This is a genomic window from Hymenobacter profundi (genome assembly GCF_019334315.1).
Taxonomy (GTDB): Bacteria; Bacteroidota; Bacteroidia; order Cytophagales; family Hymenobacteraceae; genus Hymenobacter; species Hymenobacter profundi.
Window position 1 is genome coordinate 37,906 of the sequence record NZ_JAHWGL010000020.1, and the last position, 24,833, is coordinate 62,738.

25 protein-coding genes are annotated in these 24,833 nt (G+C 56.4%); 8 read left to right on the top strand and 17 right to left on the bottom strand.

Going from position 1 to position 24,833, the window contains the following annotated elements; genetic code table 11:
- Positions 1-575: 575 nt before the first annotated feature.
- Positions 576-2,090 carry a TolB family protein gene (locus tag KYK14_RS07495; protein ID WP_219158189.1) on the bottom strand — a complete coding sequence of 505 codons (1,515 nt, stop codon included), beginning with the start codon at positions 2,088-2,090 and terminating at the stop codon, positions 576-578.
- 136 nt (positions 2,091-2,226) lie between these two features.
- Between KYK14_RS07495 and KYK14_RS07500 the strand changes: the two genes are divergently transcribed.
- A complete protein-coding gene (locus KYK14_RS07500; protein ID WP_219158191.1) occupies positions 2,227-2,745 on the top strand; it encodes a GNAT family N-acetyltransferase in 519 nt (172 codons plus the stop codon).
- 85 nt (positions 2,746-2,830) lie between these two features.
- Here the strand turns inward: KYK14_RS07500 and KYK14_RS07505 are convergent, their stop codons facing one another.
- The 3 genes from KYK14_RS07505 to KYK14_RS07515 form a co-directional block, all read right to left on the bottom strand.
- A complete protein-coding gene (locus KYK14_RS07505; protein ID WP_185283183.1) occupies positions 2,831-3,163 on the bottom strand; it encodes an ASCH/PUA domain-containing protein in 333 nt (110 codons plus the stop codon).
- A 150-nt stretch (positions 3,164-3,313) separates the two neighbouring features.
- Positions 3,314-4,942, bottom strand: a complete 1,629-nt coding sequence (locus tag KYK14_RS07510; RefSeq protein ID WP_219158192.1) for an amidase — start codon at positions 4,940-4,942, stop codon at positions 3,314-3,316.
- A gap of 43 nt (positions 4,943-4,985) precedes the next feature.
- A complete protein-coding gene (locus tag KYK14_RS07515; RefSeq protein ID WP_185283181.1) occupies positions 4,986-5,168 on the bottom strand; it encodes a DUF2256 domain-containing protein in 183 nt (60 codons plus the stop codon).
- A 138-nt stretch (positions 5,169-5,306) separates the two neighbouring features.
- On the opposite strand from KYK14_RS07515, the gene KYK14_RS07520 reads away from it, so the two are divergent.
- Positions 5,307-6,311, top strand: coding sequence for a hypothetical protein (locus KYK14_RS07520; RefSeq protein ID WP_219158194.1), 1,005 nt, complete (start codon positions 5,307-5,309; stop codon positions 6,309-6,311).
- 97 nt (positions 6,312-6,408) lie between these two features.
- Here KYK14_RS07520 and KYK14_RS07525 read toward each other — a convergent pair whose 3' ends face one another.
- Together KYK14_RS07525 and KYK14_RS07530 are read right to left on the bottom strand one after the other, a co-directional pair.
- Positions 6,409-6,777, bottom strand: coding sequence for a DoxX family protein (locus KYK14_RS07525; RefSeq protein ID WP_185283179.1), 369 nt, complete (start codon positions 6,775-6,777; stop codon positions 6,409-6,411).
- Positions 6,778-6,938: 161 nt separating this feature from the next.
- A complete protein-coding gene (locus tag KYK14_RS07530; RefSeq protein WP_219158196.1) occupies positions 6,939-9,116 on the bottom strand; it encodes a hypothetical protein in 2,178 nt (725 codons plus the stop codon).
- A gap of 181 nt (positions 9,117-9,297) precedes the next feature.
- On the opposite strand from KYK14_RS07530, the gene KYK14_RS07535 reads away from it, so the two are divergent.
- Together KYK14_RS07535 and KYK14_RS07540 are read left to right on the top strand one after the other, a co-directional pair.
- Positions 9,298-9,885, top strand: a complete 588-nt coding sequence (locus KYK14_RS07535) for a 2'-5' RNA ligase family protein (RefSeq protein WP_208306008.1) — start codon at positions 9,298-9,300, stop codon at positions 9,883-9,885.
- Between the two features lie 71 nt (positions 9,886-9,956).
- Positions 9,957-10,427, top strand: a complete 471-nt coding sequence (locus KYK14_RS07540) for a hypothetical protein (protein ID WP_185283176.1) — start codon at positions 9,957-9,959, stop codon at positions 10,425-10,427.
- A gap of 211 nt (positions 10,428-10,638) precedes the next feature.
- On the opposite strand, the gene KYK14_RS07545 is transcribed toward KYK14_RS07540, so the two are convergent.
- From KYK14_RS07545 to KYK14_RS07570, 6 genes are all read right to left on the bottom strand, one after another.
- The gene (locus KYK14_RS07545; protein WP_219158198.1) at positions 10,639-11,313 is read right to left on the bottom strand and encodes a hypothetical protein; all 675 of its coding nucleotides are present in this window, start codon (positions 11,311-11,313) and stop codon (positions 10,639-10,641) included.
- Positions 11,313-12,083, bottom strand: a complete 771-nt coding sequence (locus KYK14_RS07550; protein ID WP_219158200.1) for an LVIVD repeat-containing protein — start codon at positions 12,081-12,083, stop codon at positions 11,313-11,315. Before KYK14_RS07550 ends, KYK14_RS07545 begins: the two co-directional genes overlap by 1 nt.
- A 21-nt stretch (positions 12,084-12,104) precedes the next feature.
- Positions 12,105-12,620, bottom strand: coding sequence for an LVIVD repeat-containing protein (locus KYK14_RS07555; protein ID WP_219158202.1), 516 nt, complete (start codon positions 12,618-12,620; stop codon positions 12,105-12,107).
- A 233-nt stretch (positions 12,621-12,853) separates the two neighbouring features.
- A complete protein-coding gene (locus KYK14_RS07560; protein WP_219158204.1) occupies positions 12,854-13,615 on the bottom strand; it encodes an SDR family oxidoreductase in 762 nt (253 codons plus the stop codon).
- Between the two features lie 77 nt (positions 13,616-13,692).
- Entirely contained in the window at positions 13,693-14,109 is a 417-nt protein-coding gene (locus KYK14_RS07565; RefSeq protein ID WP_208306003.1) for a helix-turn-helix domain-containing protein, read from the bottom strand.
- Between the two features lie 65 nt (positions 14,110-14,174).
- Positions 14,175-14,933, bottom strand: a complete 759-nt coding sequence (locus KYK14_RS07570) for an OBAP family protein (protein ID WP_219158206.1) — start codon at positions 14,931-14,933, stop codon at positions 14,175-14,177.
- A 120-nt stretch (positions 14,934-15,053) separates the two neighbouring features.
- Between KYK14_RS07570 and KYK14_RS07575 the strand changes: the two genes are divergently transcribed.
- The 4 genes from KYK14_RS07575 to KYK14_RS07590 all read left to right on the top strand — a co-directional run bounded on the left by KYK14_RS07575 (position 15,054) and on the right by KYK14_RS07590 (position 19,140).
- Positions 15,054-15,956 carry a helix-turn-helix domain-containing protein gene (locus KYK14_RS07575; protein WP_219158208.1) on the top strand — a complete coding sequence of 301 codons (903 nt, stop codon included), beginning with the start codon at positions 15,054-15,056 and terminating at the stop codon, positions 15,954-15,956.
- An 81-nt stretch (positions 15,957-16,037) separates the two neighbouring features.
- Positions 16,038-16,880: an SDR family NAD(P)-dependent oxidoreductase gene (locus KYK14_RS07580; RefSeq protein WP_219158210.1), complete on the top strand. Its 843-nt coding sequence runs from the start codon at positions 16,038-16,040 to the stop codon at positions 16,878-16,880.
- Between the two features lie 189 nt (positions 16,881-17,069).
- The gene (locus KYK14_RS07585; RefSeq protein WP_219158212.1) at positions 17,070-17,924 is read left to right on the top strand and encodes an SDR family oxidoreductase; all 855 of its coding nucleotides are present in this window, start codon (positions 17,070-17,072) and stop codon (positions 17,922-17,924) included.
- Positions 17,925-18,192: 268 nt separating this feature from the next.
- Positions 18,193-19,140 (top strand): N-acetylmuramoyl-L-alanine amidase family protein, encoded by a 948-nt coding sequence (locus KYK14_RS07590; protein WP_343217068.1) that lies wholly within the window; start codon positions 18,193-18,195, stop codon positions 19,138-19,140.
- 15 nt (positions 19,141-19,155) lie between these two features.
- Here KYK14_RS07590 and KYK14_RS07595 read toward each other — a convergent pair whose 3' ends face one another.
- The 5 genes from KYK14_RS07595 to hslV form a co-directional block, all read right to left on the bottom strand.
- A complete protein-coding gene (locus tag KYK14_RS07595; RefSeq protein ID WP_219158214.1) occupies positions 19,156-19,485 on the bottom strand; it encodes a hypothetical protein in 330 nt (109 codons plus the stop codon).
- Positions 19,486-19,660: 175 nt separating this feature from the next.
- Positions 19,661-21,229 (bottom strand): DUF6770 family protein, encoded by a 1,569-nt coding sequence (locus KYK14_RS07600; RefSeq protein WP_219158216.1) that lies wholly within the window; start codon positions 21,227-21,229, stop codon positions 19,661-19,663.
- 61 nt (positions 21,230-21,290) lie between these two features.
- Positions 21,291-22,625, bottom strand: coding sequence for a M48 family metallopeptidase (locus tag KYK14_RS07605; RefSeq protein ID WP_219158218.1), 1,335 nt, complete (start codon positions 22,623-22,625; stop codon positions 21,291-21,293).
- 400 nt (positions 22,626-23,025) lie between these two features.
- Positions 23,026-23,997 carry a deoxyhypusine synthase family protein gene (locus KYK14_RS07610; protein WP_208305995.1) on the bottom strand — a complete coding sequence of 324 codons (972 nt, stop codon included), beginning with the start codon at positions 23,995-23,997 and terminating at the stop codon, positions 23,026-23,028.
- A 120-nt stretch (positions 23,998-24,117) separates the two neighbouring features.
- Positions 24,118-24,657 carry an ATP-dependent protease subunit HslV gene (hslV, locus tag KYK14_RS07615; protein ID WP_185283159.1) on the bottom strand — a complete coding sequence of 180 codons (540 nt, stop codon included), beginning with the start codon at positions 24,655-24,657 and terminating at the stop codon, positions 24,118-24,120.
- Positions 24,658-24,833 lie beyond the last annotated feature (176 nt).

Sequence of the window (24,833 nt, forward strand, 5' to 3'; positions counted from 1 at the left end):
AAGGTGGTGGCTCGTCAGTTCAGAATCTCTACCGTTTAAGTTTATTCCTTGGTCCACAATCCTTCTTAGCGTATACACAAGGGCGCAGTTTGGAAACCTGGGTAGTAGCTTCTCCCCCCGGTGATTGGTTGCTGATTGATCCAAAAAATCAGCTTATTGAGTTTCGGCTCCAATAAATACGTACGTTCTCAACGCTTGCATTAAACACTACAACGCTGAAAACTTCTGTTACGCTTTCGTGACTTAGCAGCTATTCTGAGGTTGTATACTTTACACAGCGCCGCTACCTTCGTCGTAACGTACGGTAAACACCTCGTCAACACGGTTGCCTATAAACGGCGCCCCCCCCGGCTGTTGGTAGCAACCGAGGGGTCAGGAAGTAGGTGCTCGAACACCTAACTTCTATCGCAAATGGAAAAAGGTCGTACGGACTCGGATGAGTTGTACTTTGAGTGCAAGTTCCGAGTTACCAGCATCTTCCTAGTGAAGGTACTGGGAGCAATTGGCGGCGCTAGTGGAGCAGTCTAAAATGTCAACAAATATTGACGTTTGCTATACTGCATTACTCATCTCCCCTACTTCCCCGCATCCGCGCTGTTGCTCACAAACGCTACGCGCTTACTGTCCGGCGACCACGAGGGCGTGTTAATGGTGCCCTGCCCGCCGTAGAGGTAGGCAATGACCTTGGGCTCGCCGCCCGCGATGGGTAGCAGGCGCAGGTACACGTGCTTGTAGAACGGATGGTCGTTGGGAGACACTTCATCCTTTAGGAAGGAGACGAACACCAACCACTTGCCATCGGGGGAGACGTGCGGAAACCAGTCGTGGAAGTCGCCGTGGGTGACGGGCTGCTGGTCGGTACCATCGGCGCGCATCCGCCAGATTTGCATGGTGCCGGTGCGCACCGAGTTGAAGTAGATACAGCGGCCATCGGGGGTATACTCGGCGCCGTCGTCTAGGCCAGCAGCGGTGGTGAGGCGTACTTCTGGCCCGCCGGTGGCCGACACCCGGTAGATGTCGAAGTCCTTGTTCCGCTCGCCGGTGAACAGCAGGTACTGCTTGTCGGGCGACCAGCTGTGCAGGTAGGACGGCCCGCGGGGGGTGATTTGCCGAGGCGTGCCGCCGGTAGCGGGCACCGTGTACACAATGGAGCCTCCCAGTTTATCCACGCCACTGCTCAGCCCCAGCATAGTCCCGTCGAAGGAAAGCACGTGGTCGTTGTTGTTGTTCTTGACGTCGCCGGTGGGTAGCACGGTTGGCTTGCGAGCGGCCAAGTCGAAATTGTACATCAGCCCGTCGCTGTTGTAGACCAGGCTTTTACCGTTGGGGCGCCAGTTGGGCGCCTGCAACGATTTGGGCGAGGTATACACGATTTCGCGGTGGCCGTTGGCTACGTCCAGTAGCTCAATGTGGCTGCCCAGGTAGTCCCTATAGGGCGTAAGGCTGGCTGGTGCCGGAATGGCAATGCGCACGTCGCGGAACACGGCTTTCTCAACCACCCCGGCGTTGTGCGACGTCACAAATAAGCCCACATACACGGCATCTCCCAGGGCCACATCCGTCACCTGCTGCACCGTGAAGGGCTGCCCGAACCGAGCCACGCGCATGGTGTAGGTAGTGCCGGTGCGCTCCAGTTGAATGACATCGGCCCCTGTGATGGTTGCCTGCGTTTCCGCGGTGGCGCTCCCCACTGTTTTGCGGAATTGTAGGGAAGTCAGCCCGTCGCCGTGCACGGCGGCGCTGATGTGAGGAGCATTGCCAGCGAGACTCTGGCGCACCATCCAGCCCAACTTGCGGTGCGGCTCTACCCCCTTTGGGGTTTCGAAGTTGGCGCGGGCGTACAGAATAAAGTCGCCAGTGAGCTTCTTGTACACGAACTGAAACTCGTTGTGGTCACCCCAAATATTGGTGCCCGCACCCGTCACCTTATACTGTTGCGTGGCGGGCAGGTAGGTGGCACTGCCCGGTTTCACATTGGTGCCGATATCCTGGTGGTCCGTGAAAATGCCGAGGGTGGTTTGTGCGTGCACTGCCCCCTGAACGAGGACGAACAACAGCAGCAAGGCAGTTTTTTGAAGGAAAGAGCGCATAAAGGTGGGTAGGATGGACGTTAGCCTGATGGCAGAGCGGATACAGCTAAAGGTAACAGATTCACTGGCTACTACAGTGACTTTTCGCCGCGCCAACTCAAGCCTTTTTCAGAGCATCAGGCCGTATGTTTGCCGCATGATTCCTACCCTCGTCCCCGCTACCCCCGCCGACATCCCCGAGCTGGAAGCCCTTGTTAACCAGGCCTACCGCGGCGAAGCTTCCCGCCAGGGCTGGACCACCGAGGCTGATTTGCTCGACGGTACCCGCGTGGATGCAGTCGAACTACGCCAACTACTGGCAACACCCGGCGCCACTATCCTCACGGCCCGCGACGCAACCGGTACGCTGGTTGCCTGCGCCTACCTGCACGCGCAGCCGCCACGCCTGTACCTGGGCATGCTCTCGGTGCAGCCCACCTTGCAGGCGCAAGGGGTAGGAAAGCAACTATTACAAGCCGCCGAGCAACACGCCCGCCAGCACGGCTGCCACCTATTGAAAATCACCGTCATCAGCGACCGAACAGAACTGCTGGCCTGGTATGAGCGCCACGGCTACCAGCGTACCGGCGCTACAGAACCCTTCCCTACTGCTACCCGCTTTGGGGTACCGCGCAAGCCGTTGGTACTGCTAGTACTGGAGAAGCAGCTTGCGTAGCGTTTTGGCATTCGGGGACACCTCAAAAAGAAATGGCCCTGACGATTCGCCAGGGCCGTTTCTTTTTGTAAGGTGCAAGGAAATACTACCACAAGCTGGTATTGGTGATGCCGGGCGGCAACGGCGGATGCTCGGCAAAGCCCAGCACGCACCAGCCGGCCTCTACCCCAAATGCACCACCATGTAGCACGTAGCTGATCCAGCGGGTGAGGACACGGCCGGTGTACTGCTCGCTTTCGGGCTCGAACTCGCGCAGTAGCACCGCGTCGCCTACCTGAAAGTTTCGGTCGTTTTGGCGTACGTCGAAGGGCTTGGTGCGGGCCTCCACGGCCGAGAAGCAGGAAGGCCAGATTTTTAGCTCGTGTGTTTGGTGGGTAGCCGGTGCACCTTGAACGGGAAGAATTGCTATGGATGTCATGACGAAGAGTCGGTTTAAATGAGACAAGGGTTCCAATAGGAACCCATTCGGGCTCAAAAAGTAAGTGTAAGAGCCACGTATTCACCTAAATATAACATAGGCTTATCGAAATACGTGCAAACACCGACCCAACTTGCCACCACCTCGCCCCTACCCTACCAGCGGACCACGGAACTGCGGAGCCTTGCGTTGCCGGGCGGCTTGCTCGTAGGCGTAGGCCAGCGGCAACAGCACCGCCTCCTGCCAAGCCCCGGCTACAAACGACAGGCCCACCGGCAACCCGTGCGCCTGCCCCATCGGCACCGTGATGTGGGGGTAGCCAGCCATAGCAGCGGGCGACGAAAACCCAGGACCCGGCCAGTAGTCGCCATTCACGAGGTCGATGCAGGGCGCGGGGGCGTTGGTGATGCCCACAATGGCGTCGAGTTTGTGGGTTTGCAGGGCCGCATCGAGGGCGCGGCGGGCACCCTCGTGTGACTTGCGCAGGGCCTCTTGGTACTTTGCGCTGGCGAGGCCGTCGGTTTTTTCGGCCTGTTCCAGAATTTCCTGCCGGAAAAACGGCATGGCCTTATCGGCGTGTTGGGTGTTGAAGGCAATAACGTCGGCCAGCGTTTTCACCGGGGCGTTGGCCGTGGCCAAGTACTTATTCACGCCGTCTTTGAACTCGTAAAGCAACACGTCGAACTCAGCGCCACCGAGCGGTTCAACCTCTTTCAGCAGGTCGATTTCCATCACTGTGGCACCCTGCGCTTTCAGCAATTCCACTGCTTGCTGGAAGAGCGGCACGGCGTCGTTGTTGCCGGTGAGGTGGGCTTTTTCTACCCCGATGCGCTTACCTTTCAGGCCATTGGCATCAAGGAATTGGGTGTAGTCGGCGTGTAGCTTGCCGGCGCTGGCTTGGGTAGCGTCGTCCTGGGCATCGGGGCCGGCGAGGGCGCCGAGCAGCACGGCAGCGTCGCGTACGGTGCGGGCCATGGGGCCGGCCGTGTCCTGGGTAGCCGAAATGGGGATGATGCCCGTGCGGCTCCACAGCCCTACTGTGGGCTTAATGCCCACTACCCCACTGCACGACGACGGCGACACGATAGAGCCATCCGTCTCCGTGCCAATGGCAATGGCGCACAAATTGGCCGACACGGCCGCGCCTGACCCCGACGACGAGCCGCTGGGCGTGCGGTCCAGCATGTTCGGGTTTTTGGTCTGACCACCGCGGCTGCTCCAGCCGCTAGTGCTGCGTGAGGAGCGGAAGTTGGCCCACTCGCTCAGGTTGGTTTTGCCCAGCAGCACCGCGCCGGCCTCCCGCAACTTCTTCACAATGAACGCATCCTGTGCGGCTTTATGCCCGCTCAGCGCCAGCGAGCCGGCGGTGGTTTGCATCTGGTCGCCGGTGTCAATGTTATCCTTGATGAGTATTGGCACGCCGTGTAGCGGCCCGCGCACCTTGCCCGCTTTGCGCTCCTGGTCCAGCTGGTCGGCGATGCGCAGGGCATCGGGGTTCAATTCGATAACACTACGCAGGGTAGGGCCGCTTTGGTCGATGGCCTTGATACGCTGTTGGTACAGCTCCACGAGGCTGCGGGCGGTGCGCTGCCCGCTTTGCAGCTGCTGTTGCAAGTCGTTCAGGGTTGTCTCGTGCAGTTCGAAGGCGTCAGGGTCGGTATCAGGCGGCGTGGTGGATGTCTGCGTAGCTGGCGCTTTAGGGTCGCAGGCAGGTAGGGAGAAGGTGGAAAGGGCCAGCCCGGTCAGGCCGCCGTTGCGCAGAAATACTCGTCGGTTCATCGGCTGAATTTTCTGCGTAAGATACGGGGCTAGCTGGGCTTTCCTACGCTGGCAACGAGGTCGTTTTGGGGCGGTTGCGCTGACATTTCTCGCCGCAATATTTCACCTCGTCCCAGCTGTTGCGCCATTTCTTGCGGTATTCGAAGGGGCGCCCGCACGTCAGGCAAATTTTGGTGGGCAGGTTGCCCTTGGTGAGCTTGGCGGGGAGGTTGCTGGCGGCAGGCATGGCGGGGTAGGGAAATCGACAGGGTAGGAAAACCTTCTTTCAAACGGCGTGGGCAGACGAAAGGTGCGCACGCTATAACCCTACTTGGTGGCGCCGCCGTAGTGTCTTGGTACACTGTTCACCTTACCACTGCTTTCCATGTCTGCTTTTGCTACCTTCCGGCGCCCCGCGCTGCACGTGTTTCCGTTGGCGTTGTTGGGCTTGCTAGCTACCAGTTGCAACGATGATTCCGACTCGGACCCCGATGCGCCCGACACTATCACCTTCACGCAATCGGCGCTCTACCCCGAGGGCGTGCAGTACGACGCCGCCAACAACCGCTTTCTGGTTGGCTCCCAAACCCGCGGCACGATAGGTCAGGTGAAGGATGACGGCACCTACAGCGTTTTTGCCGAGGATGCCCAATTGGTTTCCACCATTGGTATGCGCGTAGACGATGCCCGCAACCGCGTATTAGTAGCCGTGTCTGACCCTGGCTACAACACGGCCCGCACCACCGACGCTACCCGACGCAAGCTGGCCGCCGTGGCCATTTTCAACCGCGACAACGGCCAGCGCATTGCTTACGTGAACTTGGGCGCCCTGCGTCCCAACGCTTCCGGTCACTTCGCCAACGACATTGCCATAGACGGCCAGGGCAACGCCTACGTGACGGACAGCTTTGCTCCCATTATCTATAAAATCGATGCGCAGGGCACGCCTACTGTGTTTCTCGAAAATGCCCAACTGGGCGCGCCTGCCGGCTCGTTCGGCCTCAACGGTATTGTGTACCACCCCGATGGCTACTTACTAGTAGCAAAGTCAGACGAAGGCGCGCTGTTTAAAGTGCCGCTTAACAATCCGGCATCCTTCACGAAAGTGACAACCAGCGTGAACCTAAAGGGTGCCGATGGCTTGCTGCTCTACGATAACACCACTTTGCAGGCCGTAGCCAATGCCCAAAGCACCGTGTACCGCCTCACCTCCTCCGATAATTGGACTTCCACTACCTCTACTGGCACCTTCACCACGCCGGCCGTGTACCCTACTACCCTCGCTCGCCGCGGCTCCGACACCTACGTGCTCTACTCCCACCTAAACGCGCTGCAAGCAAACCAACAGCCGCCCGTATCGGAATTCACGATTCAGGAAGTGGATTTTTAAAACCTACCCTTGGTCTTACAATACAGCTTCGGCTTTACCTTCGGCGGTCTGTTAGTAAAAGAGATTTACTGGCAGACCGCCGAAAGTAACAACCAACTTAGACTGTGGTAGTTGCTGGCCGCCGCAGCCACAATACCACCAGTAGCAAAAGCAGCAATACAATGGCCGGCACGCCGCCCGCCAGACCGCCGGGAATTTTAGTGGCGTGCAGAACAACGGCGCCGATCATGATGATAATCAACCCCAACGCGGCGGGTCGGACAAAGCGCGGTACCAGCAGGCCAATGCCCCCCAGTACTTCGGCAGCGGCAACAACATACGCCAACGCGCCCGGTAATCCCAGGCCACCAAACATGCCAACCGTACCAGGCAGGTCCATAAACTTTCTGGCGCCGGAGGCAATGAAAGCCAGGGCTAACAAGGCTTGCAGAACCCAGGCAATGATGTTGCGAGCAGATGCAGACATGATGGAAAATGGTTGTGGAGTTAAAAATGGGACCGAACGTAGCAATGCACTCTTGCTGCTATAATAGTAAGCATTGTTCGACTCAAAGACTACTACCCATCAGTAGGAAAGGCTATTCTATTGTTGTACTTGATTGGTAAGCCCAAGTTACTGATCATAGACTACTTATATACCGGTTTATCCTGCTGCTCGCTGAGCTTTTTGCTGAGAGGTGCGGGCACGCCGGCGCTGTTCAACATACCGCTGACAATACCCTGGCGCCATAAGGTGAATACCGATACGCGAAGGTCGCGGGCGGAGGTCATGTGGCCTACTTGGAGCTTACCCTTGCGCGGGTTATCATCGCGCAGAAATAGGCCGTTGACGAGGGTTGTTTTCAAGCGAGAGCCGAGCGTTTTGTGGTCGGCACCACCTTTCTGGCTGAGCATGGTCAGCTTGAGGTCGGAGTAGCTGGCCCACATGGGGCCTGTTACCCGCTGGCGGTTGGCCTGCATGCAGAAGTGGATGTGCTTCACTTGTCCGCTGCGAAACAATAGCTGCTTGGTAGGCACCGTCATCGGGTTCAACATAGAGAGCTGTCCTTCGCTGAAAGTGCCCGTAATGGTGTGCTGCCCGTTGGGGTCGAGTAGATTGGCCGTGAGCGTGGCTTGCAGCTGGCAGCGGTTTTGTAGCCACGCCGTGGCGTGTACTACTGCCGGATGCGCCGCCGACATCCGGTGCGGGTCGTTGGAGAAGTTTTCAATTGTGCCCGACACGCGGTTGATTGTCAGCTGCCCTGGTTTGGCATTTTGCGGCGCCCGGTAGATGGTATAGAGTGTCCCATTTTGCACATTGATGCGCCGTACGTCCAGCGTGAACCCCAGGTGGCGTAGGGCTTCGGGTGTGGCTACGGAGTGCTCAGGATTTAGGGCAAAACGACCATCGCTGCGGGTTTGGATGCGCGGTTGCCGGATGGTCAGCGTTTGCATAATCAGGCAGTGCTGATGCGTGAGGGCCGCATACTGAATAGCCGTGGCCCGCACCTGCGGAATGAGCACCGTTACGTGGGGCGCCTGGTGGTGCTTGCGCCGCGAAAGCTCCACTACCGACACCAGTGGCCGCAGCCGGATATTGTTGATTTCCAGCAATCCACCACGCGTAGCTAAGTGTGCGCTTTGGCAGGCCAGTTGGTAGAACGGTGGGTCGAGCCGGGCCATTACCACGCCGGTGCGCACGTCCCACTGCTGGGCGTACAGCACCCGCTGCTGGTCCTGCGCCCCCACCGAATCGACCCGCAGATGGCTACCCTGCACCGCAATGTGTTGCGACCGGGGCCGCTCCTCCACCCCACGAATGCGCGCCGAGGCATTGGCCAGCAACAGATGCTCTAGCTGCACCCGATCAAGCCACGGCGCCAGCAGTTGGTGGATGGGTGGCGGCGACACCCGCGGAGCCGTCATATCCAGGTCGCAGGCCAACAGCAGCAGCGTATCGGCCCGGAACTGGTGGCGCATTAGGGCAGCCGTGTGCAAACCCGTGAGTGAAACCCGCGGCAGGTGCAGCGAAACGCGGGCATTGCGGCTGCGCACCTCGCTCAACGGCTGCTGCGGCCGCACCACCACCGAATCGATTACCAACGTACCCGGCTCGGACGCAAACCGCACGCTACGCAGTGCCAGGCGGTGCTGCGCAGCCGAGGCAACCAAGTGCCGTACGTGTGCGGTTACGGCTGCTGCGTAGCCTACCCGCTGCGAGTCGGCGGCTCCTGCGGCACTCAGCAGGATGTCGCGCGCCAAGAAGTCTGCCTGCTTCCAGGCTACACCCGTTTGCGGCGCAGGCTGGTAGGCGGTCTGTACGTGGCGAAGCGACAAGTAACCCAGTCGTATCCCTTCCAGGTGCAGGGGTAGGCGCTGGTAAAGAGGCTGCGACTTCTTGGCTGCGGGCAACCTTCCCAGCAAGCGAATATGCAGGGAATCAAGCACCAAGCTGTCGATAGGCACTGTACCGCGTTGCACCAACTGCCATAGGCCTACCCCGGTCAGGCGGGCGTGGCCTAGGGTAAGCTGCACGGGTGGCAGCGCGGCTCTATCGTTGGTAGCAGGGCCTACCGTACGCAGCTGCACCCCGCGCACATACACGCTTTGGTGCCACAAGCTGGTTTGCAGTTGTGTAATGTGTAGCTGGTAGCGACCGTGTGTACCTTCAGCTACCTGCTTTTCCAGGTACTGTCGCAGCCAGGGGTCAAGAGCCAATAACGCTGCACCTACCAGCGCTACCAGGCCTAACACCACCCAGTACCACCACTGCCAGGTAGGCGGCGCAGGGGGAGTAACAACCGGAGCGGGAGAAGCTGACGACACGGAATAATAAAAAAGAAAGAATGCCTTTGTAACGTACAACTGAATCGTAACGGTTATCGCGCTCTTTGTTTTTTAGCTGCTTCTGCCGCGCTTACGTACTGTCAGAACAATTGCCTGGTTGCGCTGCTGGCCCTATCTTGCTGGTCGCATCCTACCCTTTTCGCCTTCTATTCATTCGTGCATGCTTGCTATTACTTCGCTGCTCAGCCCCAAATACGCGGCACATATCAACAAGATTATCAAAAGCTTAGAAGAAAAGTTTGGTCTTGATGATGTGCAGGCTACCCCCGACCCCCATATCACCTACCAGCTTGCCGGGGTACGCCAGTTGTCGGTCCTGAAAGAGGTGTTGCAGGAGGTAGCCCATACTACGCATTCATTTCCGGCCTTCACCACCGGCCTTGGCGTATTTCCAGGACCAAACCCGGTGATTTACATTCCGGTGCTCCGCTCCGATGAGTTGAATGCCTTGCACCAGCGCATTCTGCGGGCCACGGCGCCGCTGTGCCTCCACACCGATAAGTACAGTGCCCCCGACTGCTGGCTGCCGCACATTTCCTTAGCCCTGCACGACACCACCCCCGAGTTGCTGGGGCCCGTGCTGCAATACCTCAACGAGCAAACCTTCAACCTGAAAATCAGCATAAATAACCTAGCCATTCTGCGGCAGGAGGGCGAGTTATTTGTGCGCGAAAACGTATTCAAGTTTGCAGGTCATAAGCTCGATGAAGCTGCGCCTGTGCTAGAGGTTCCCGTCCCGAGCCTGTAAATTTCTGGGGTAGGGCGCGGCATTTCGCGCCCTGCGCCCGACCTTTGCACCCCAACCACTCCTACTACCTGATGACATTCTACTCCATCGTACTGCTGCTGCACAACTGGACGCGCTGGCTCGTCCTCATCTTTGGCCTTATTGCCATCTTCCGCGCATTTAGTGGCTGGCAGGGCCGCAAGCCCTACGTTGGCGCCGACAATGGTATGGCTGCCGCCTTTGTGGGCTCCATGCACTTGCAATTGCTGCTGGGCATTCTGCTGTATTTCTTCTTGAGCCCCGTGGGACTGTCGATGATGAAGGCGATGGGCGGCGCGGCTATGAAAGACCCGCAGGCCCGCTTTTGGGGGGTAGAGCACATCACGGCTATGATTTTGGCCTGGGCCGCTGCGCAAATCGGCCGTAGCAAGTCCAAGAAAATCAGCGACGCCGTGCTCAAGCACAAAACTGCGTTCATCTGGTTCACTATCTCGCTGGTGCTGGTGCTGATTATGATTCCGTGGGGCATCTGGAACCCTGCTCGTCCTCTGATTCGCCCCTAATCACGGATTTTTTCGGATTAATCGGATTTCGTGGACGATTGTCGTTCAAACAAGAAAGGCTTGCCAGTGGCAAGCCTTTCTTGTTTAGGCTAGTTCAGGCAACCAATACAATCCATCAACCACTCAAGCATAAGTAAGCGTATCGTACTGGCGAAGGCGCCTTTCCGGCCCCTACCCACGCTGTATGCGGTTGTATAAGCTAGACTACTTGCTACCAGGCCACGCCTACCCGAAACCCAACGGGTAAGTAGTAGCCACTGGTGCCGTAGTCGCTCATGCCCCTGTTGTAATGGCTGCCGGGTAGGGTGGCGCGTGCGTGGGCTTTGCGCAGGCCGAAACCCATGTACACGTCCAGGAATATTGGTAAGTCGGGTAAGAAAAGTTGGCCGCCCAGCACAGCTGTGGCGCCGTACCGGTTTATGGTTTCCTTCTGATTGCGGGCGCGATATTCATAGTAGGTCAAGCCATTGTCAGCTACCTCCGGCTGCCAACTCGACGCCCGAAACTCCAGCTCGAAGTGTTGGTAGTGAGGACCATACCCAACGTAAAACCCTTCTTGTGGCGTCGTCCGCTCGCTTAGGTAGATGCGGTGCTGCACGGCTAGGCCATAGCCCCGCACCACGTTGCGGCCATCGGTCACGTCGGAGGTGATGTTTTGCACCTTGCCACGGTAGAACTGGGGCGTTAGCACCAGTGCGTGCCGATACGCCGGCCCCCATAGCTTTTCTGCACTGACATGGTAGCCGCTCGCCATCATGGGTGCCAGATCAACCTTCACGCTATACGTCCTGACCGGCGGCACCGGAGTCTGAGCCTTCGCTGCTATCAGACTGCCGCACGCTACGCCCCACCCCGTAAGCCAGCGCGTGAACATACCAGGGCGCATCAGTTAGTCGGCGTGATGGAGAGTTTGCTGAGCGGCGTGAGCGTGCTGTTGCGGTAGCGGTACTGGTAGAGTCCGCCGGGCCCGATAGCCAATAGCTGCCCCCGGTTCGGAATAACATCCGACACGTTTACATCGAACGTTTGCAAGGCCTGGAGTTCCGGCGTGTTTTGGGTGTCGAAGATTTTCAGGTGGTCTTTGTCGCATACAAACAGCAGCGTCCTGTCTACCCCCAGCCCCAAGGGGTGCTGCATGGGGTAGGTGCGGGCCAAGCGCGGTTGACTGAGATTGGTGAGGTCGATGACCTGTAGCTGGTTGGGGCCACCGCCACAAGAGCGACCATCGCGCAGGGTTACGTAAGCAAACCGCTCGTCTACCACCACCCTGTCGCAGCTCATCACGTGCTCGTAGAAAGCCACTTGTTTGGGCTGCGCGGGCGCAGAAGCATCAAAAATATACATGCCCTGCTGCGTGCCCAAAAAGAGGTAGGGCGCCCGCGGATAAATTGTTTCGATGCCCATACTCAGGGGCACTACCTGCCCACGAGCCGGAGCAGTGGGCGTAGTCAGGTCGAACAGGCGCAGGCTATGGTTATCAACCACGTACAGCGTATTGCCAAGCACCGTGAAGCGAGCCAGAGAACCGCCTTTCCCGTCGCTGGCAGCCAGATCGGCGCTGGCGGGGCTCATGTCGTTGTTGGCACTGCACGCGCCAAGGCCTAGGGCCAGCAACGCAACAAAGGAGCGGAGCAAAGGAGTAGAAAATACACGCATAGGTCGAAGAAATAGTAGCAATTATAGTTTCTGCCAGCCAATCACCACAGCATCAGCAGGACGATTTTGGAGCTGATATTCGGCGGGAACGTCCCCGGTTTCGGGCATGGGCAGCTCCGGCACAGCATCTTTCACGCGGTTGACCAGCCGGGCTGCTTGCATGTTGGACATGTCGAACGTGAGCAAGTCGGGGCCGCTGTCAGCATAGAGCATGTTGCCCTTCATGGCCACATCCACGTTGCCCGGAATCCGCAGGAACGCCACTGGCCGCGGGTTGGCCGGGTCCTGGTTATTGATAATGTGCACGCCCTCGTACCGTTCGTTGATGAGAATGTACGGGTCGCGGAGGTAGATTTTGCCGGTGTTGTGCATGTTCTGCGGCGGCAGCACAGCCACGGCCTGCTCCAGCTGGATACGGGGCATCAGCAGTGGCTTATACTTGGGTAGTGGAACCCGGTCAACCGGTTGCACCAGCGGGCAAGCGGTCAGGCTCAGCAGCAGGATGCTACCGAGCAGGCAAGTGTAGAGTTTGTGCATAGCGGAAATATAGTAGAGTAACTATTTTCTAGAGCTCCAAACAAGCTAAGCAGGTTGCATGCAGTTATAAATAAATTGTAGCCAATCAGTTGGACCGTGTATACAATAATCAAAAAAGGCGCCGCTGAGCAAGCCCAGCAACGCCTTTCGCTATTTAATCAGCCTAAATCGTTCGGCTAATTAATCGTCCACAAAATCCGATTAATCCGACGAATCCGCATAAATCCGTGATTCTAGATACCCTGCCCGCCGGTTACCTCAATGCGCTGGGCATCAATCCAGGCGGCTTCGTCGGTGCAGAGGAAGGCAACGACTGGCCCGATATCGGTGGGTAGGCCTACCCTACCCATGGCCGTGAGGCTGGCAATGTGCGCGTTTACCTCTTTGTTGTCGCGGGTGCGGCCGCCGCCGAAGTCGGTTTCAATGGCGCCGGGCGCCACCACGTTGGCGCGGATGCGGCGACTGGCGAGTTCCTTTGCCTGATACTTGGTGAGCGTTTCCGTGGCCGCCTTCATGCTGGCGTAGGTGGCAGAGTTGGGGTAGATAATGCGCGTCAGACCCGAGGAAATGTTGATGATGCCGCCGCCATCGTTCATCAGCGCCAACGCCTTCTGCGTGAGGAAGAACGGGCCTTTGAAGTGAATATTCAGCATGTCATCAAACTGCTCTTCCGTCACCTCCGGGTAGGGCTGGTAGAGGCCCGTGCCGGCGTTATTGATCAGAAAATCGAACCGCTCGGTTCCGAAGGTGCTACTCAGCGTAGCTGTCACCTGCTCGAAAAAGCTGTCGAAGCTGCTCACGTTGGAAGCGTCGAGTTGCAGGACGGCGGCTTTGCGGCCTTGGCCTTTGATTTCAGCTACCACGGCTTCGGCTTCTTCGCGTTTGCTGTGGTAGGTCAGGAGTACGTCCAGGCCTTTTTGGGCCAGATTGAGGGCCATGTTTTTGCCGAGGCCGCGGCTACCGCCCGTTACGAGGGCTATTTTGGTGGTGCTCATGGGAAAGTAATGTGTTAGGTGAAGAACCCTACAAATGTCCGGGTAGCTGGGCGCTCCGCTCTGGTGAGTAGTTCAGATTAACTGGTGACCGTTTCCGCATCTTCTACCCGTTGCCTGGCCCACAGCTCCTCGCGGTACTGCCGGGGCGTGCACCCCACAAAGCGCTTGAAAAACTTGGTGAAGTTGGACGGGTCGTAGGTGAGCTGGGCGGCCACGTCGGCCACCGACCGGCCCGCATCGGCCAGCAATTCTTTGGACACTGCCACCAGCTTGCGCTCATAAATGGCACAAGGCGCCTCGCCAGTGGTGTGCTTAAGCGTGTTGCTGAGGTGGGTAGGGTGAATGCACAGCTGCCCGGCAAAATCGCGGATTTCCAGCGCCTCCGTGGCCCTACCCGCCGCCAGATCATCGACGTGGGCGTGCACAAGGCGGGTGAAATCGGCAGTTATTTCGTGCTGGCGGGCCAGGATTTTCTTCGGAATGAGTGTCGGCATAGCAGGCAAGTGGATGAATGGCGTACAACGGAGCAGCTACCACTCACCCAACCTGCAATAGTCCCTTAATGTTGATGCGCCGCACTCGCCCGCTGCGTCACCTCGAACTGCCGTACCTCGCCTTTTTCCCAGGCATCGGCGCCGGGTAGCACGTCGGGCGCGGCAATGTCGGCCCGCTGGCGGCGCTTTTCGGCCGTCGAAATTTTCATGCGCCGGTCGCGCTGGCCTACCATAGCCGTATCAATCTGTCCGTCTTGGGTGAAACCCATCATGAGTTGCGGGCCGCCGTAGGGCAGTTCCTTGTCGCGGTCGGTGTGCCAGGTATGAATGGTTTTGCCGTAGGTGCTCACCACCTGCTCCATCAGCTCGTGCTCGGCTACATCGGGGATGCCCGGCGCCACCAGTGTGCCCGATTTCACCTCGTATCGGTGGCTATGCCAGAGCTTCTTCTCCTCAACGGGCAGCTTTTCAAACAAGCGCCGCGATATAATGTATTCCACGCCCATGATCTTGGCATCGGCGGTATTCCCATCAAAAATCACCGCTTGGATAACGTCCTCATTCAGCTTGGTGCAGAAGTGATGCGCCTCCATCTGTCCCTGCATATCACCACTATAAAAGTGAAAGCCATCGAGGTAGATGTTCATGTTGCGCAGCGGCTCCTTGCCCTGCAATACGTCGGCGCCGGCTTCCAACACTTCGGTTTTGGTCGATTTTTCGGCGCCGGGCGCCTGCACCGGCGAGCGGGTGTTCTGGTCGCCGCAGGCGGCTAGGAGCAGGCTCGGCAACAGAGCGCAGCTAAGGTAGAGGCGGTTTGCTTTCATGAGATAGGGGGGTACGTATTTCTCTACCCTACGCGCTACCCGGTGCTACGTTATAGCTGAGCTGTGCCTACAAAGCCTGTATGCTGCATACTTCTCTGTTTGATTTACGTAGGTTTGTCTATGCAAAAGCCCCTGAGCCTCGAAGACTTTTATCAGCAGAAAATACACTGGCTGCCCGACAACCTGAAGCAGGACATCGGCCACTTCAACGTGTTTCGGCTCGATGATTTTGTGGGGCCAAACGCTTGCCACTTGCCTTATAGCCGCAAGGATTTCTATAAGATTACGCTCGTCACGGGCCGCAGCAATTACCACTTCGCCGACAAAACCATCGAAATCAGGGGCAACGCGCTGCTGTTTGCCAACCCCCTGGTGCCCTACGATTGGGAGCCGCTAGACGACCAGCAGTCGGGCTTCTTCTGCATTTTCACCGAGGCTTTTTTGCAACGCTACCTGGTAGCAGGCGCGTTGGAGCTGCCCATGTTCAAGCCCGGTGGGCAGCCGTTGTACTCACTTACCGATGAGCAGCTACCCGCCATCACGCAGTTATTCAAGAAGATGGCAGCGGAGTTGGATTCTGATTACGCCTTCAAATACGACCTGCTGCGCAACTACGTGTTTGAGCTGGTGCACAGTGCCCTCAAGCTTCAGCCCGCTACTACCCTCTATAAGGAGAGCAACGCGGCCACGCGCATTGCTTCGCTGTTCACGGAGCTGCTAGAACGCCAGTTTCCCATCGAAACGCCGGGCCAACAGGTGCGTCTGCGCAACGCCCATGCCTTTGCCGGGCAGTTGGCGGTGCACGTCAACCACCTCAACCGCGCCCTGAAGGAAGTAACCGGCAAAACCACTACCCAGCTCATTGCCGACCGCCTCCTGCAAGAAGCCCACGCCCTGCTTCGGCACACGGTCTGGAACGTGGCCGAAATCAGCTATTGCCTGGGCTTCGAGGAACCGGCACACTTCAACAACTTCTTTCGCAAACGGGCTGGCACCACGCCTACCGCTGTGCGCGTTGTTTGATTTTCGCAAGCATTGGTTTGAACCAGGCAAGCGGGTATCCCCTACCCTGCTCTACTTTTGCAGTGTACCATACACGCAACTATGAGCAACTCTAAAACCTGGTTTGTTACGGGCGCCTCGCAGGGCCTTGGGCTGGCGCTGGTGCAACACCTGCTGCAAGCGGGCCACCGCGTAGCGGCTACCTCGCGCCACCCCGACAATCTTATTCAAGTTCTCGGCAACGCTTCCTCCGACGCCTTCCTACCCCTGCATATGGACCTCGGCAACGAGGCTAGCGTGCAGCAAGCCATTGAACAAACCATCAACACCTTTGGTGGCCTCGATGTGGTCGTTAATAATGCTGGCTACGGGATTGGAGGCAGCGTGGAAGAACTCACCGACGCCGAAACCCGCCAGTCGTTTGATGTGAATGTGTTCGGGCTGCTGAACGTCATTCGGCACACGCTGCCGCACATGCGCGCTGCACGCGCCGGACATATCATCAACATTTCGTCTATTGCGGCACTGGCTGGCGCTACGGGCTGGTCTGTGTACTCGGCTACCAAGGCCGCAGTGAGTGCTCTGTCGGAAGGGTTGGCCCAGGATGTATCCCCGTTTGGGATTCGGGTAACAACCGTTGAGCCCGGTGGTTTTCGCACCAATTTTCTCACGCCCGAGTCGCTAGTTTTTGCCGCGCAGCCCCTTGCAGAATATCAAACCGTGCGCGACACGCACGCCCGCTACCTGGCCCTGAACGGCGTACAGGCCGGCGACCCGGCCAAAGCGGCGGTGGCCATCGAGCAGTTGGCCGCCGAGCCTACCCCGCCCGTGCATCTGCTACTAGGCCAGGACGCCTACCGGCGCGCCACCCAGCAGCTGCACACCCGCTTGCAGGAAACCGAAACCTGGAAACCCCTCACGGTTTCCACTGACTTCGCTCAATAACCGGGGCCAGGTTAAGAAAACGTGATTTTTCGGCTTCCGATACAGTAAACGGCCGCGTGGTGCGTCTTTGTAGGTGTAGCCAACCGGCCCTACCCTTTCTCACCTTCTCACCTACCGCTTGTATGCTTTATCTATTCGGAAGTCTGGCCCTCAGTGACGCATTATCTTATAACGAAACACTTCCAGCACATGACTCCTCAACACAACATCTGGTTTGTGACCGGCGCCTCGAAGGGCTTGGGCCTGACCTTAGTACAACACCTGCTGGCCCGCGGCTATGCGGTGGCAGCTACCTCCCGCAACCTGACCGAACTCCAACAGAACGTGCCGCCTAGCGAAGGGCGGTTCCTACCTCTGCACATGGACCTCAGCAACGAGGACAGTGTGCGCGAGGCCATCGAGCAAACCGTTAAGACGTTTGGACGCCTGGATGTGGTGGTCAACAATGCGGGCTACGGCCAGGTAGGCGCGCTGGAAGAACTCTCGGACGGAGAAGCTCACCGCAATTTCGACGTGAACGTTTTTGGGTTGCTGCACGTGTTGCGGCACGCTACCCCGCACCTCCGTCAGCAGGGCGCAGGCCGTGTGTTCAATATTTCCTCCGTCGGCGGCTTCATGGGTAATTTCCCCGGCTGGGGCATCTATTGCGCCACCAAGTTTGCCGTGGCGGGCCTCACCGAGTCGTATGCGGCGGAGGTGCAGGAGTTTGGGGTGCAGGCCAGCGTGGTATACCCTGGCTATTTCCGCACCGATTTTCTGACTTCTGGCTCGTTGGGTACGCCCCGGCAGCCGCTGGCCGCCTACCAATCGGTGCGCGACTCCCAGCAGCAGCACGAGCAGGACATCAATGGCAACCAGCCCGGCGACCCGGAGAAAGCCGCCGCCGTACTGCGCGCGCTGAGCGAAGCCCCACAGCAGCCCGTACACGTTTTTCTGGGGGAAGATGCCTACCAGTTGGCCGACCAAAAAATAGCCATGGTGCAACAGCAAATGCAGCAGTGGCAGCACTTGGCCGCGGCCACCAATCTTTCCGTTGAGGCTTAAAAGGTGTTAGGTTAGTAGGTTGTTTTCAGCCAGAAGGCCCGCGGTTATCCGCGGGCCTTTTTTTGTGGCAGACAACCAATATATCCTAAATCAGTTATTCTGACTACATCTGCCCGGTTTTTGCGGATTTTCCCTTTCACCTGCATCGTCTCCAACTCTTTTTTTTCTTTTGCGCACAGCTACATTTCTTCTCCTGTCCTTTTTTGTTTCCATAAGTGCTTTTTGCCAAAGCACTTATCGCCGTGTAGTAGCCAAACCCGGCGACGGGGTGCACACGCTGCTCTACCGCCACGGCCTCACGCCGAGCCAACACGGCCGGCAGTTTCGGGAGCTGAACAAAAAGAATCTGACGAGCCGCAACGGCCTGATCGTGGGCCGCACCTACCTTCTACCCCGCAAGACGGCTACCCCCGCTAAGGCAGCCAGCAGGGCCCGGACTGTCACCGCCCCGGCGTCTACTACCAGGCGCGCTACTATTTCGCCACGCACCCTGTTTGGCCCCAAATACGGTCCGGCGCCCGTGCGCGACCACCTCCTGCGCGGGGCGGTGTACTACCTCTCGCCCGGCCACGGTGGCCCCGACCCTGGCGCCATCGGCACGTACGGCACGCACAAGCTAGCCGAGGACGAATATGCCTACGACATCACCCTTCGCCTAGCCCGCGTGCTAATGGCCCACGACGCCACCGTGTACATGATGGTGCAGGACCCCAACGACGGTATCCGCGACGAAAGCGTGCTGAAAATGGATAACGACGAGGTGACCTACCCCAATCAAGTGATTCCGCTGAATCAGTTGGCTCGCCTGCGCCAGCGTATTACGCAGGTAAACAAGCTCCACGCCCGCCACAAGGGTGCCTACCAACGCCTGCTGTGCCTGCACGTGGATAGCCGCAGCGCCGGCCAGAACATCGACGTATTTTTCTACCACCACGCCAACAGCAAGGCAGGCCTGAGCCTCGCCAAGAACATTCATAAAGTGTTCACGGCCCGCTACAAACGTGCCCAACCCAATCGGGCCACCTACTCCGGCAATGTGTCTACCCGCAGCACGCTCTACGAGGTACGCACGAGCCATGCCCCGGCCGTGTTCATGGAGCTAGGCAACATCCGCAACGCCAAAGACCAGCGCCGTTTCCTGGTCGACGACAACCGACAGGCGCTGGCTAATTGGATTTGTGATGGGTTGATAGCCGATTACCGCGGGCGTAAGTAGGGTAGCCGCGAATCTTTAGGGGTTCATCAACAGGAAGAGCAGATTGTGATAGAGAATACCCTGTTCCCCATCGTGGATGCCATCTAGCCCTGCATCCTCTAGCAGGGCTTCTACCTCTTCATACTCCTGCAAAAAGTCGATTTCCAGGTCTTCCGAATCGGCTGGTTGTGTGTGTACCAGGTAGCGGCGCTTCGGCTCTAGCGTGATGAAGAGCTTACGGTACCGAGTTTGGGCAATGAGCAGCGCATCGTATGTCTCTATTGTTTCCTCGTCTACGTGCACGTAGAGGGTAGTCTTTTCGCTGTCGGGCGTGTGTTGCAGGAAACTGGTGAGGTCGATGGGCATAGTGCAAGAAGTAGCCGTATGGTACTGCTTCGAAGGTAAGTGTTTCCAGCTGTTTTGTGCTTACTGCAGAATGGAGCATTACACCTCACTACAAACTGTTAGTTGCTTTAGGCCTTTTAATTTCAAAAAGAAACCCCGACTCAGGCCGGGGTTTCTTTTTAAAGGAGTAGCGGTATCAGATATTAAGCTTTACCAGTTTCATACCTAGCTGATTTTTCTTTTTGTAGTAATCGGCTATCATCACGTAGCCAGGCTTGGCCGGATACAGGTAGGAGTAGTTAGCCGCACTGGCCATATTGATCTTATCTTCCAAATACTGCCCATTGTCGCCGAAAGCAATGTTGCCGATAACGCGCTTGGTATCTTCTCCTTTCTCCTTGTCAAAGTTGATGTATACCACGTTGAACTGTGTATTCGCGTCGTTGCGCTGCATAAACTGGTAGTCAAAATCGCCCTGCGACTTGATGACGTGTCCCAACAAACCGGCGCTCATCAGACCAGAACCAGGAGGAAGAATAGCATTGGATGGGTCTTTCTGATAAAACTTAACCTTTGAAAGCTTTGCTTCCGGGTCGAGTTCGAAAACCAACATATTGCCGATTTTTCCCTTCGAAACGCTAACCTTACCACCCATAGCCCGCAGTGCAATACCCATTCCGTCGCCCACAATCTTGAACTGCTCGGCCACGATGTACATCTTGCCGTTGGCCCCCTTCACAATGGATTGGGTGTAGTTCACGTAGTTATCTTCCAGGCTGGCCTTTGCTTCGGCGGGCATAAGGGCCATTACCTCTTTTTGCCAACCGTAGTTTTTAGTACTCACTGCTTTGCCCGCTTCGGAGAAGCGTTTGATAAAAAAGCCCTGACTTTTATTTACAAAAGGCTTATCATCAAGCTTATAATATTCACCAACGGCTATAAACTCACGCTTCTCCGCGTCGAAGGTAAACGAGCTAAGCGAAAGCTGTTCGGTTTTGCTTGTTTCTACCGGCACATCCAGCACTTTCTTTCCGGTAGCTGCATTAATGGCTATCATGGAGGAGCTTACTTGCTTCGATAACATGCCATCTCTCCGCATCATAATGCCCAGAATGTATTTATCAGTTGCTTCCGTGAGGCTGACCATCTCGTAGAGTTTCGACTTTTCATCGGAGGCCAAGCGCCATTTTGCCTTGGCATTATCGTCGTACATCACAAGGGCGTAGCCTTTCGCCATACCAGTGTAGCTGTTGCGCACAAACCCATGACCAGGCACCGGAAACAGATCCATTTTACCCGATACGCTGCTGGTTTCTCCGCCCTGCTTCATCTGGTTTTGAATGATCATCTTGTCGACTTTCGACAAGTCCTCGATTACCTTGCTTCCTAGCTTTTTCAGGCTGGTATCGTAAGTTTCAATTTCCACCGTTTCGTCCTTCAGATTGCAGAAGTAGAAGGCGAAGGCTGTACCGTTGAAGCTATTTTTTAGCAGCGTAAATCGGTTGGCAGGCTTTTGAATTGTGATGTTAGATACTTTGCCTAAGTCCTGATCATAGAAGTCGAGTACATAATTATCGGTTTTTCGGTCGGCTTTATCACCCCGACCAAACATCAGATACCCTTTCACTTCATTGCCAGCATAAATTGGTGACAGCGCCGAGCGGGTCATGTTCTCGATGCCATCAAGCGTTTTGGTTTGCGCGAAAGCCGCCGCCGTTGCCAGCGCAAAGCAGGCAGTCAGAGCCGCCCGTTTAATACATAACATAAAACAAAGGGTAAGAAGTGAGGAATAAGCTGTTGTGAAAAAAGTGGAAGAGTAAAGGTTATCAGCGATGCGCGGCTGCTGTCTTCGGTGGCTGCGCCGAAAACAGCAGCTTATCGAATTTGCCTCCTGCGTATTGCTTTTGGTACTGCACTTTGAGAGCTGCCGCCGCTGTCGTTTCAGTAGTCAGCGCACGAGCCGCATAGCGAGCGGCCAGGTCGTATTCGTCGGCGGGAACAGTTGCATCCAAACTGGTCTTCTCTGCGAAGCAGGCACTTATGCCTCTAAAATCTTCTAGCCGGAGGTCATACAAGCTCAGCAGCAGCTTATTGAAGCTGGCAGGATTCTGCTCTGATCTATTGGATACCACTTCGGTATAGGTATGATGCTGCAAATGCTGTCGCAAAGCATATAAGCTTAGCACCACTACCGAGCGTAGGTAAGTGTTCTGCGGCTGCTGAGGTAGGAGTTGCAATGCTTCGAACAGGGCGTGGTCGTAGCAGTCGTAGTCAAACCAGCTCTGCACAACCTCCAGCCGACTAATTTGGCGAATACGTGCAAATACTGGCGAGCTAAGAGGCTGCGGCCCTTCAGCTACCCGGCCTTGCGCCAGTATTGACATGAAACGCATCCGTTTTGCACAATCGGGGTGCGACTTAAGAGTATCCGTTGTTTGCAAGACTGTTTTCTCCGATGCCTTCACCGTAAAGATGGACTGTGGCTTCGTGGGAGCGGCCTCAAACAATTTGGGGAAAGCAGTGCAGCCAAAGTAGGCTGACAGCGCTAATGGCGCCGTTGTTTCGGGCTCGTCAATGGTATCCAAAAGCTGCAATGCCCGGTAGGCTTGCGTGGCATCGTAGCCAGTATGGGTTAGCAGCACGTACCCGAGCGAATCGGCCTGCTTCTCGTGGCGACGACTGTGATAGTTGTTGTTGAGAGAAAAGCCTAATGCCAGTGCTTTGATTTTAGAGCTAATGTTATACTCTGAGTTGATAATGCGACGAAACTCTCGCTTCACCTCTTGGCTGTGTAGGGTAGTAAGCTGCTCCTGCATGCTACTCTCCATATGCCGACACGCTACGTGAGCTAACTCATGACATAAAATGAAGGCTAGTTGATCTTCGTTCTCCAGTCGAGGTAGCAGGCCAACGTTCAGCATCACGGTACCATTGCCTACGGCATGGGCGTTGGGCTCGGGGTTTCGGGTGAGTATTAGCTTTGCGGAAATAGGCAACTGCGAGTTAGCCTGCACGATGCGGTTAAATACCTGCTGCACGTACGGCTCCAGCTCCGAATCAAGTAAAGCCGAATAGCGAATGGAATTGAATACGTCCTCGGCTGCTTCTTGTACTACCTCTTGATAATGTTCGCGGTATTCCTTCGGGCCGCTTTTTGGCACTGTAAGATGTGCTTTTACCGCACTACGGTGTAGCACTGCTAGTTTGTAAGCCCGGGCTGTATCGTTGGAATAGTAAGGTAAATAAGGTTTCTCTTGTGCAACAGCCGAATAAACATGGGCTGTATATAGCAACAGTAAACACAACAGTCTCAGCATGAAAATGCTATATCGATATTCTAGCTTATGTTATTTATAAGATGATGTATAGGCTAAATCCATGCCATTTATATTAATAAAGTTATATTATCAGAGATATTTACCTTTGAGAATACATTCTGAAGTTGTATGCTAGTCGAACTCATCAGAAGTTGAATAGCATGCGTATCTCTTCATCCACCTACAGAAACGCCCGCCGCTGAGGATTCAGCGGCGGGCGTTTCTGTAGTAGTAACAACTAGACTTATTGCCCTAGCACCATCGCAAATATCAACGGAGCTACAATCGTTGCGTCCGATTCGATGATGAACTTGGGCGTGTCCTGGCCCAGCTTGCCCCAAGTAATTTTCTCGTTCGGTACGGCGCCAGAGTAGGAACCGTAGGAAGTCGTGGAGTCCGAAATCTGGCAGAAGTAGCCCCACAACGGCACTCCGTGGCGGCCCAAATCCTGGTGCAGCATAGGTACCACGCAGATGGGGAAGTCGCCGGCAATGCCGCCGCCAATTTGGAAGAACCCTACCGTGCTGTCGTCTTTGGCTTGCTCTGTGTACCAATCGGCCAGGTAAATCATGTACTGAATACCCGTCTTCATGGTGTGCACGTTCTTGATATCGCCTGAAATAACGTGGCCGGCGTAGATGTTGCCCAGGGTAGAGTCTTCCCAACCGGGGCAGATGATGGGCAGGTTTTTCTCGGCTGCTGCCAGCATCCAGGAATCTTTGGGGTCGATCTGGTAGTACTGCTCCAGCTCACCCGACTTCAGGATTTGGTAGAAGAACTCGTGCGGGAAGTACGCCTCACTAGCTTGGTCGGCCTTTTCCCAGAACTTCAACACCGTATTCTCGATACGGCGCATGGCTTCTTCCTCGGGGATGCAGGTATCGGTCACGCGGTTCATGTGGCGCTTCAGTAGCTCGTGCTCATCAGCGGGCGTCAGGTCGCGGTAGTTGGGCACGCGCTCGTAGAAGTCGTGTGCCACCAGGTTGAAAATATCTTCTTCCAGGTTGGCGCCGGTGCAGCTGATGATCTGCACTTTATCCTGCCGAATCAGCTCGGCCAACTGAATACCCATTTCGGCGGTGCTCATAGCGCCGGCCAGGGTTATCATCATTTTACCGCCCTCGGCAATGTGCTTGTTGTAGCCTTCGGCCGCATCAATGAGCGCGGCGGCGTTGAAGTGGCGGTAGTGGTGCTTGAGGAAGTTGGTTACGTTCATTTTTTTAAGCTGTTAGCTATTAGCTGATGGCTATTAGCCTTTGAAACATTTTTGAAAAGCAAACCGACAGTATGTACTGTACGAAAGCTAACAGCCAACAGCTATTAGCTACTAGCTTAATCAACTAGGCTCCTCGATAATGAGGTTGTGGTTGGTGTAGATGCAGATGTCGGCGGCGATGTGTAGGGCTTCCTCTACCATCTGGCGGGCCGTGAGGTGGGGCGCGTGCTTCTTGAGGGCCAGCGCGGCGGCCTGAGCAAACATAGAACCGGAGCCGATAGCGGCCACGTCGTTGTCGGGTTCCAGTACGTCGCCGGAGCCGGCAATGATGAGCAGCTCGTCCTTATCTACCACAATCATCATGGCTTCCAGCTTGCGTAGGTACTGGTCTTTGCGCCAGTCTTTGGCCAGCTCAATGGCGGCGCGCTTCAGGTTGCCGCCGTAGCCTTCCAGCTTCTCCTCAAACTTATCGAGCAGGGAGAAGGCATCGGCCGTGGAGCCAGCAAATCCCGTCACGATTTTGCCGCCTTGCAGCTTGCGGATTTTGCGCACGTTGTTCTTAGCTACGTGCTTGTCCATGGTGGCCTGGCCGTCGGCACCAATGGCAATCTGGCCATTGTGGCGCACGCCCAGGACGGTGGTTGATCTTATCTTGGTCATTTAGGAACTAGTTAAAACGCTGTCATCCTGAGCGGAGCGAAGGATCTTCTCACGATAAAACGACCTGTCTTTAGATAATTACTATCTGACAATTCGTTTTATCGTGAGAAGATCCTTCGCTCCGCTCAGGATGACAGTAGGGTGGTTACACTTAGATCAGCATCCGCAGGGGATCT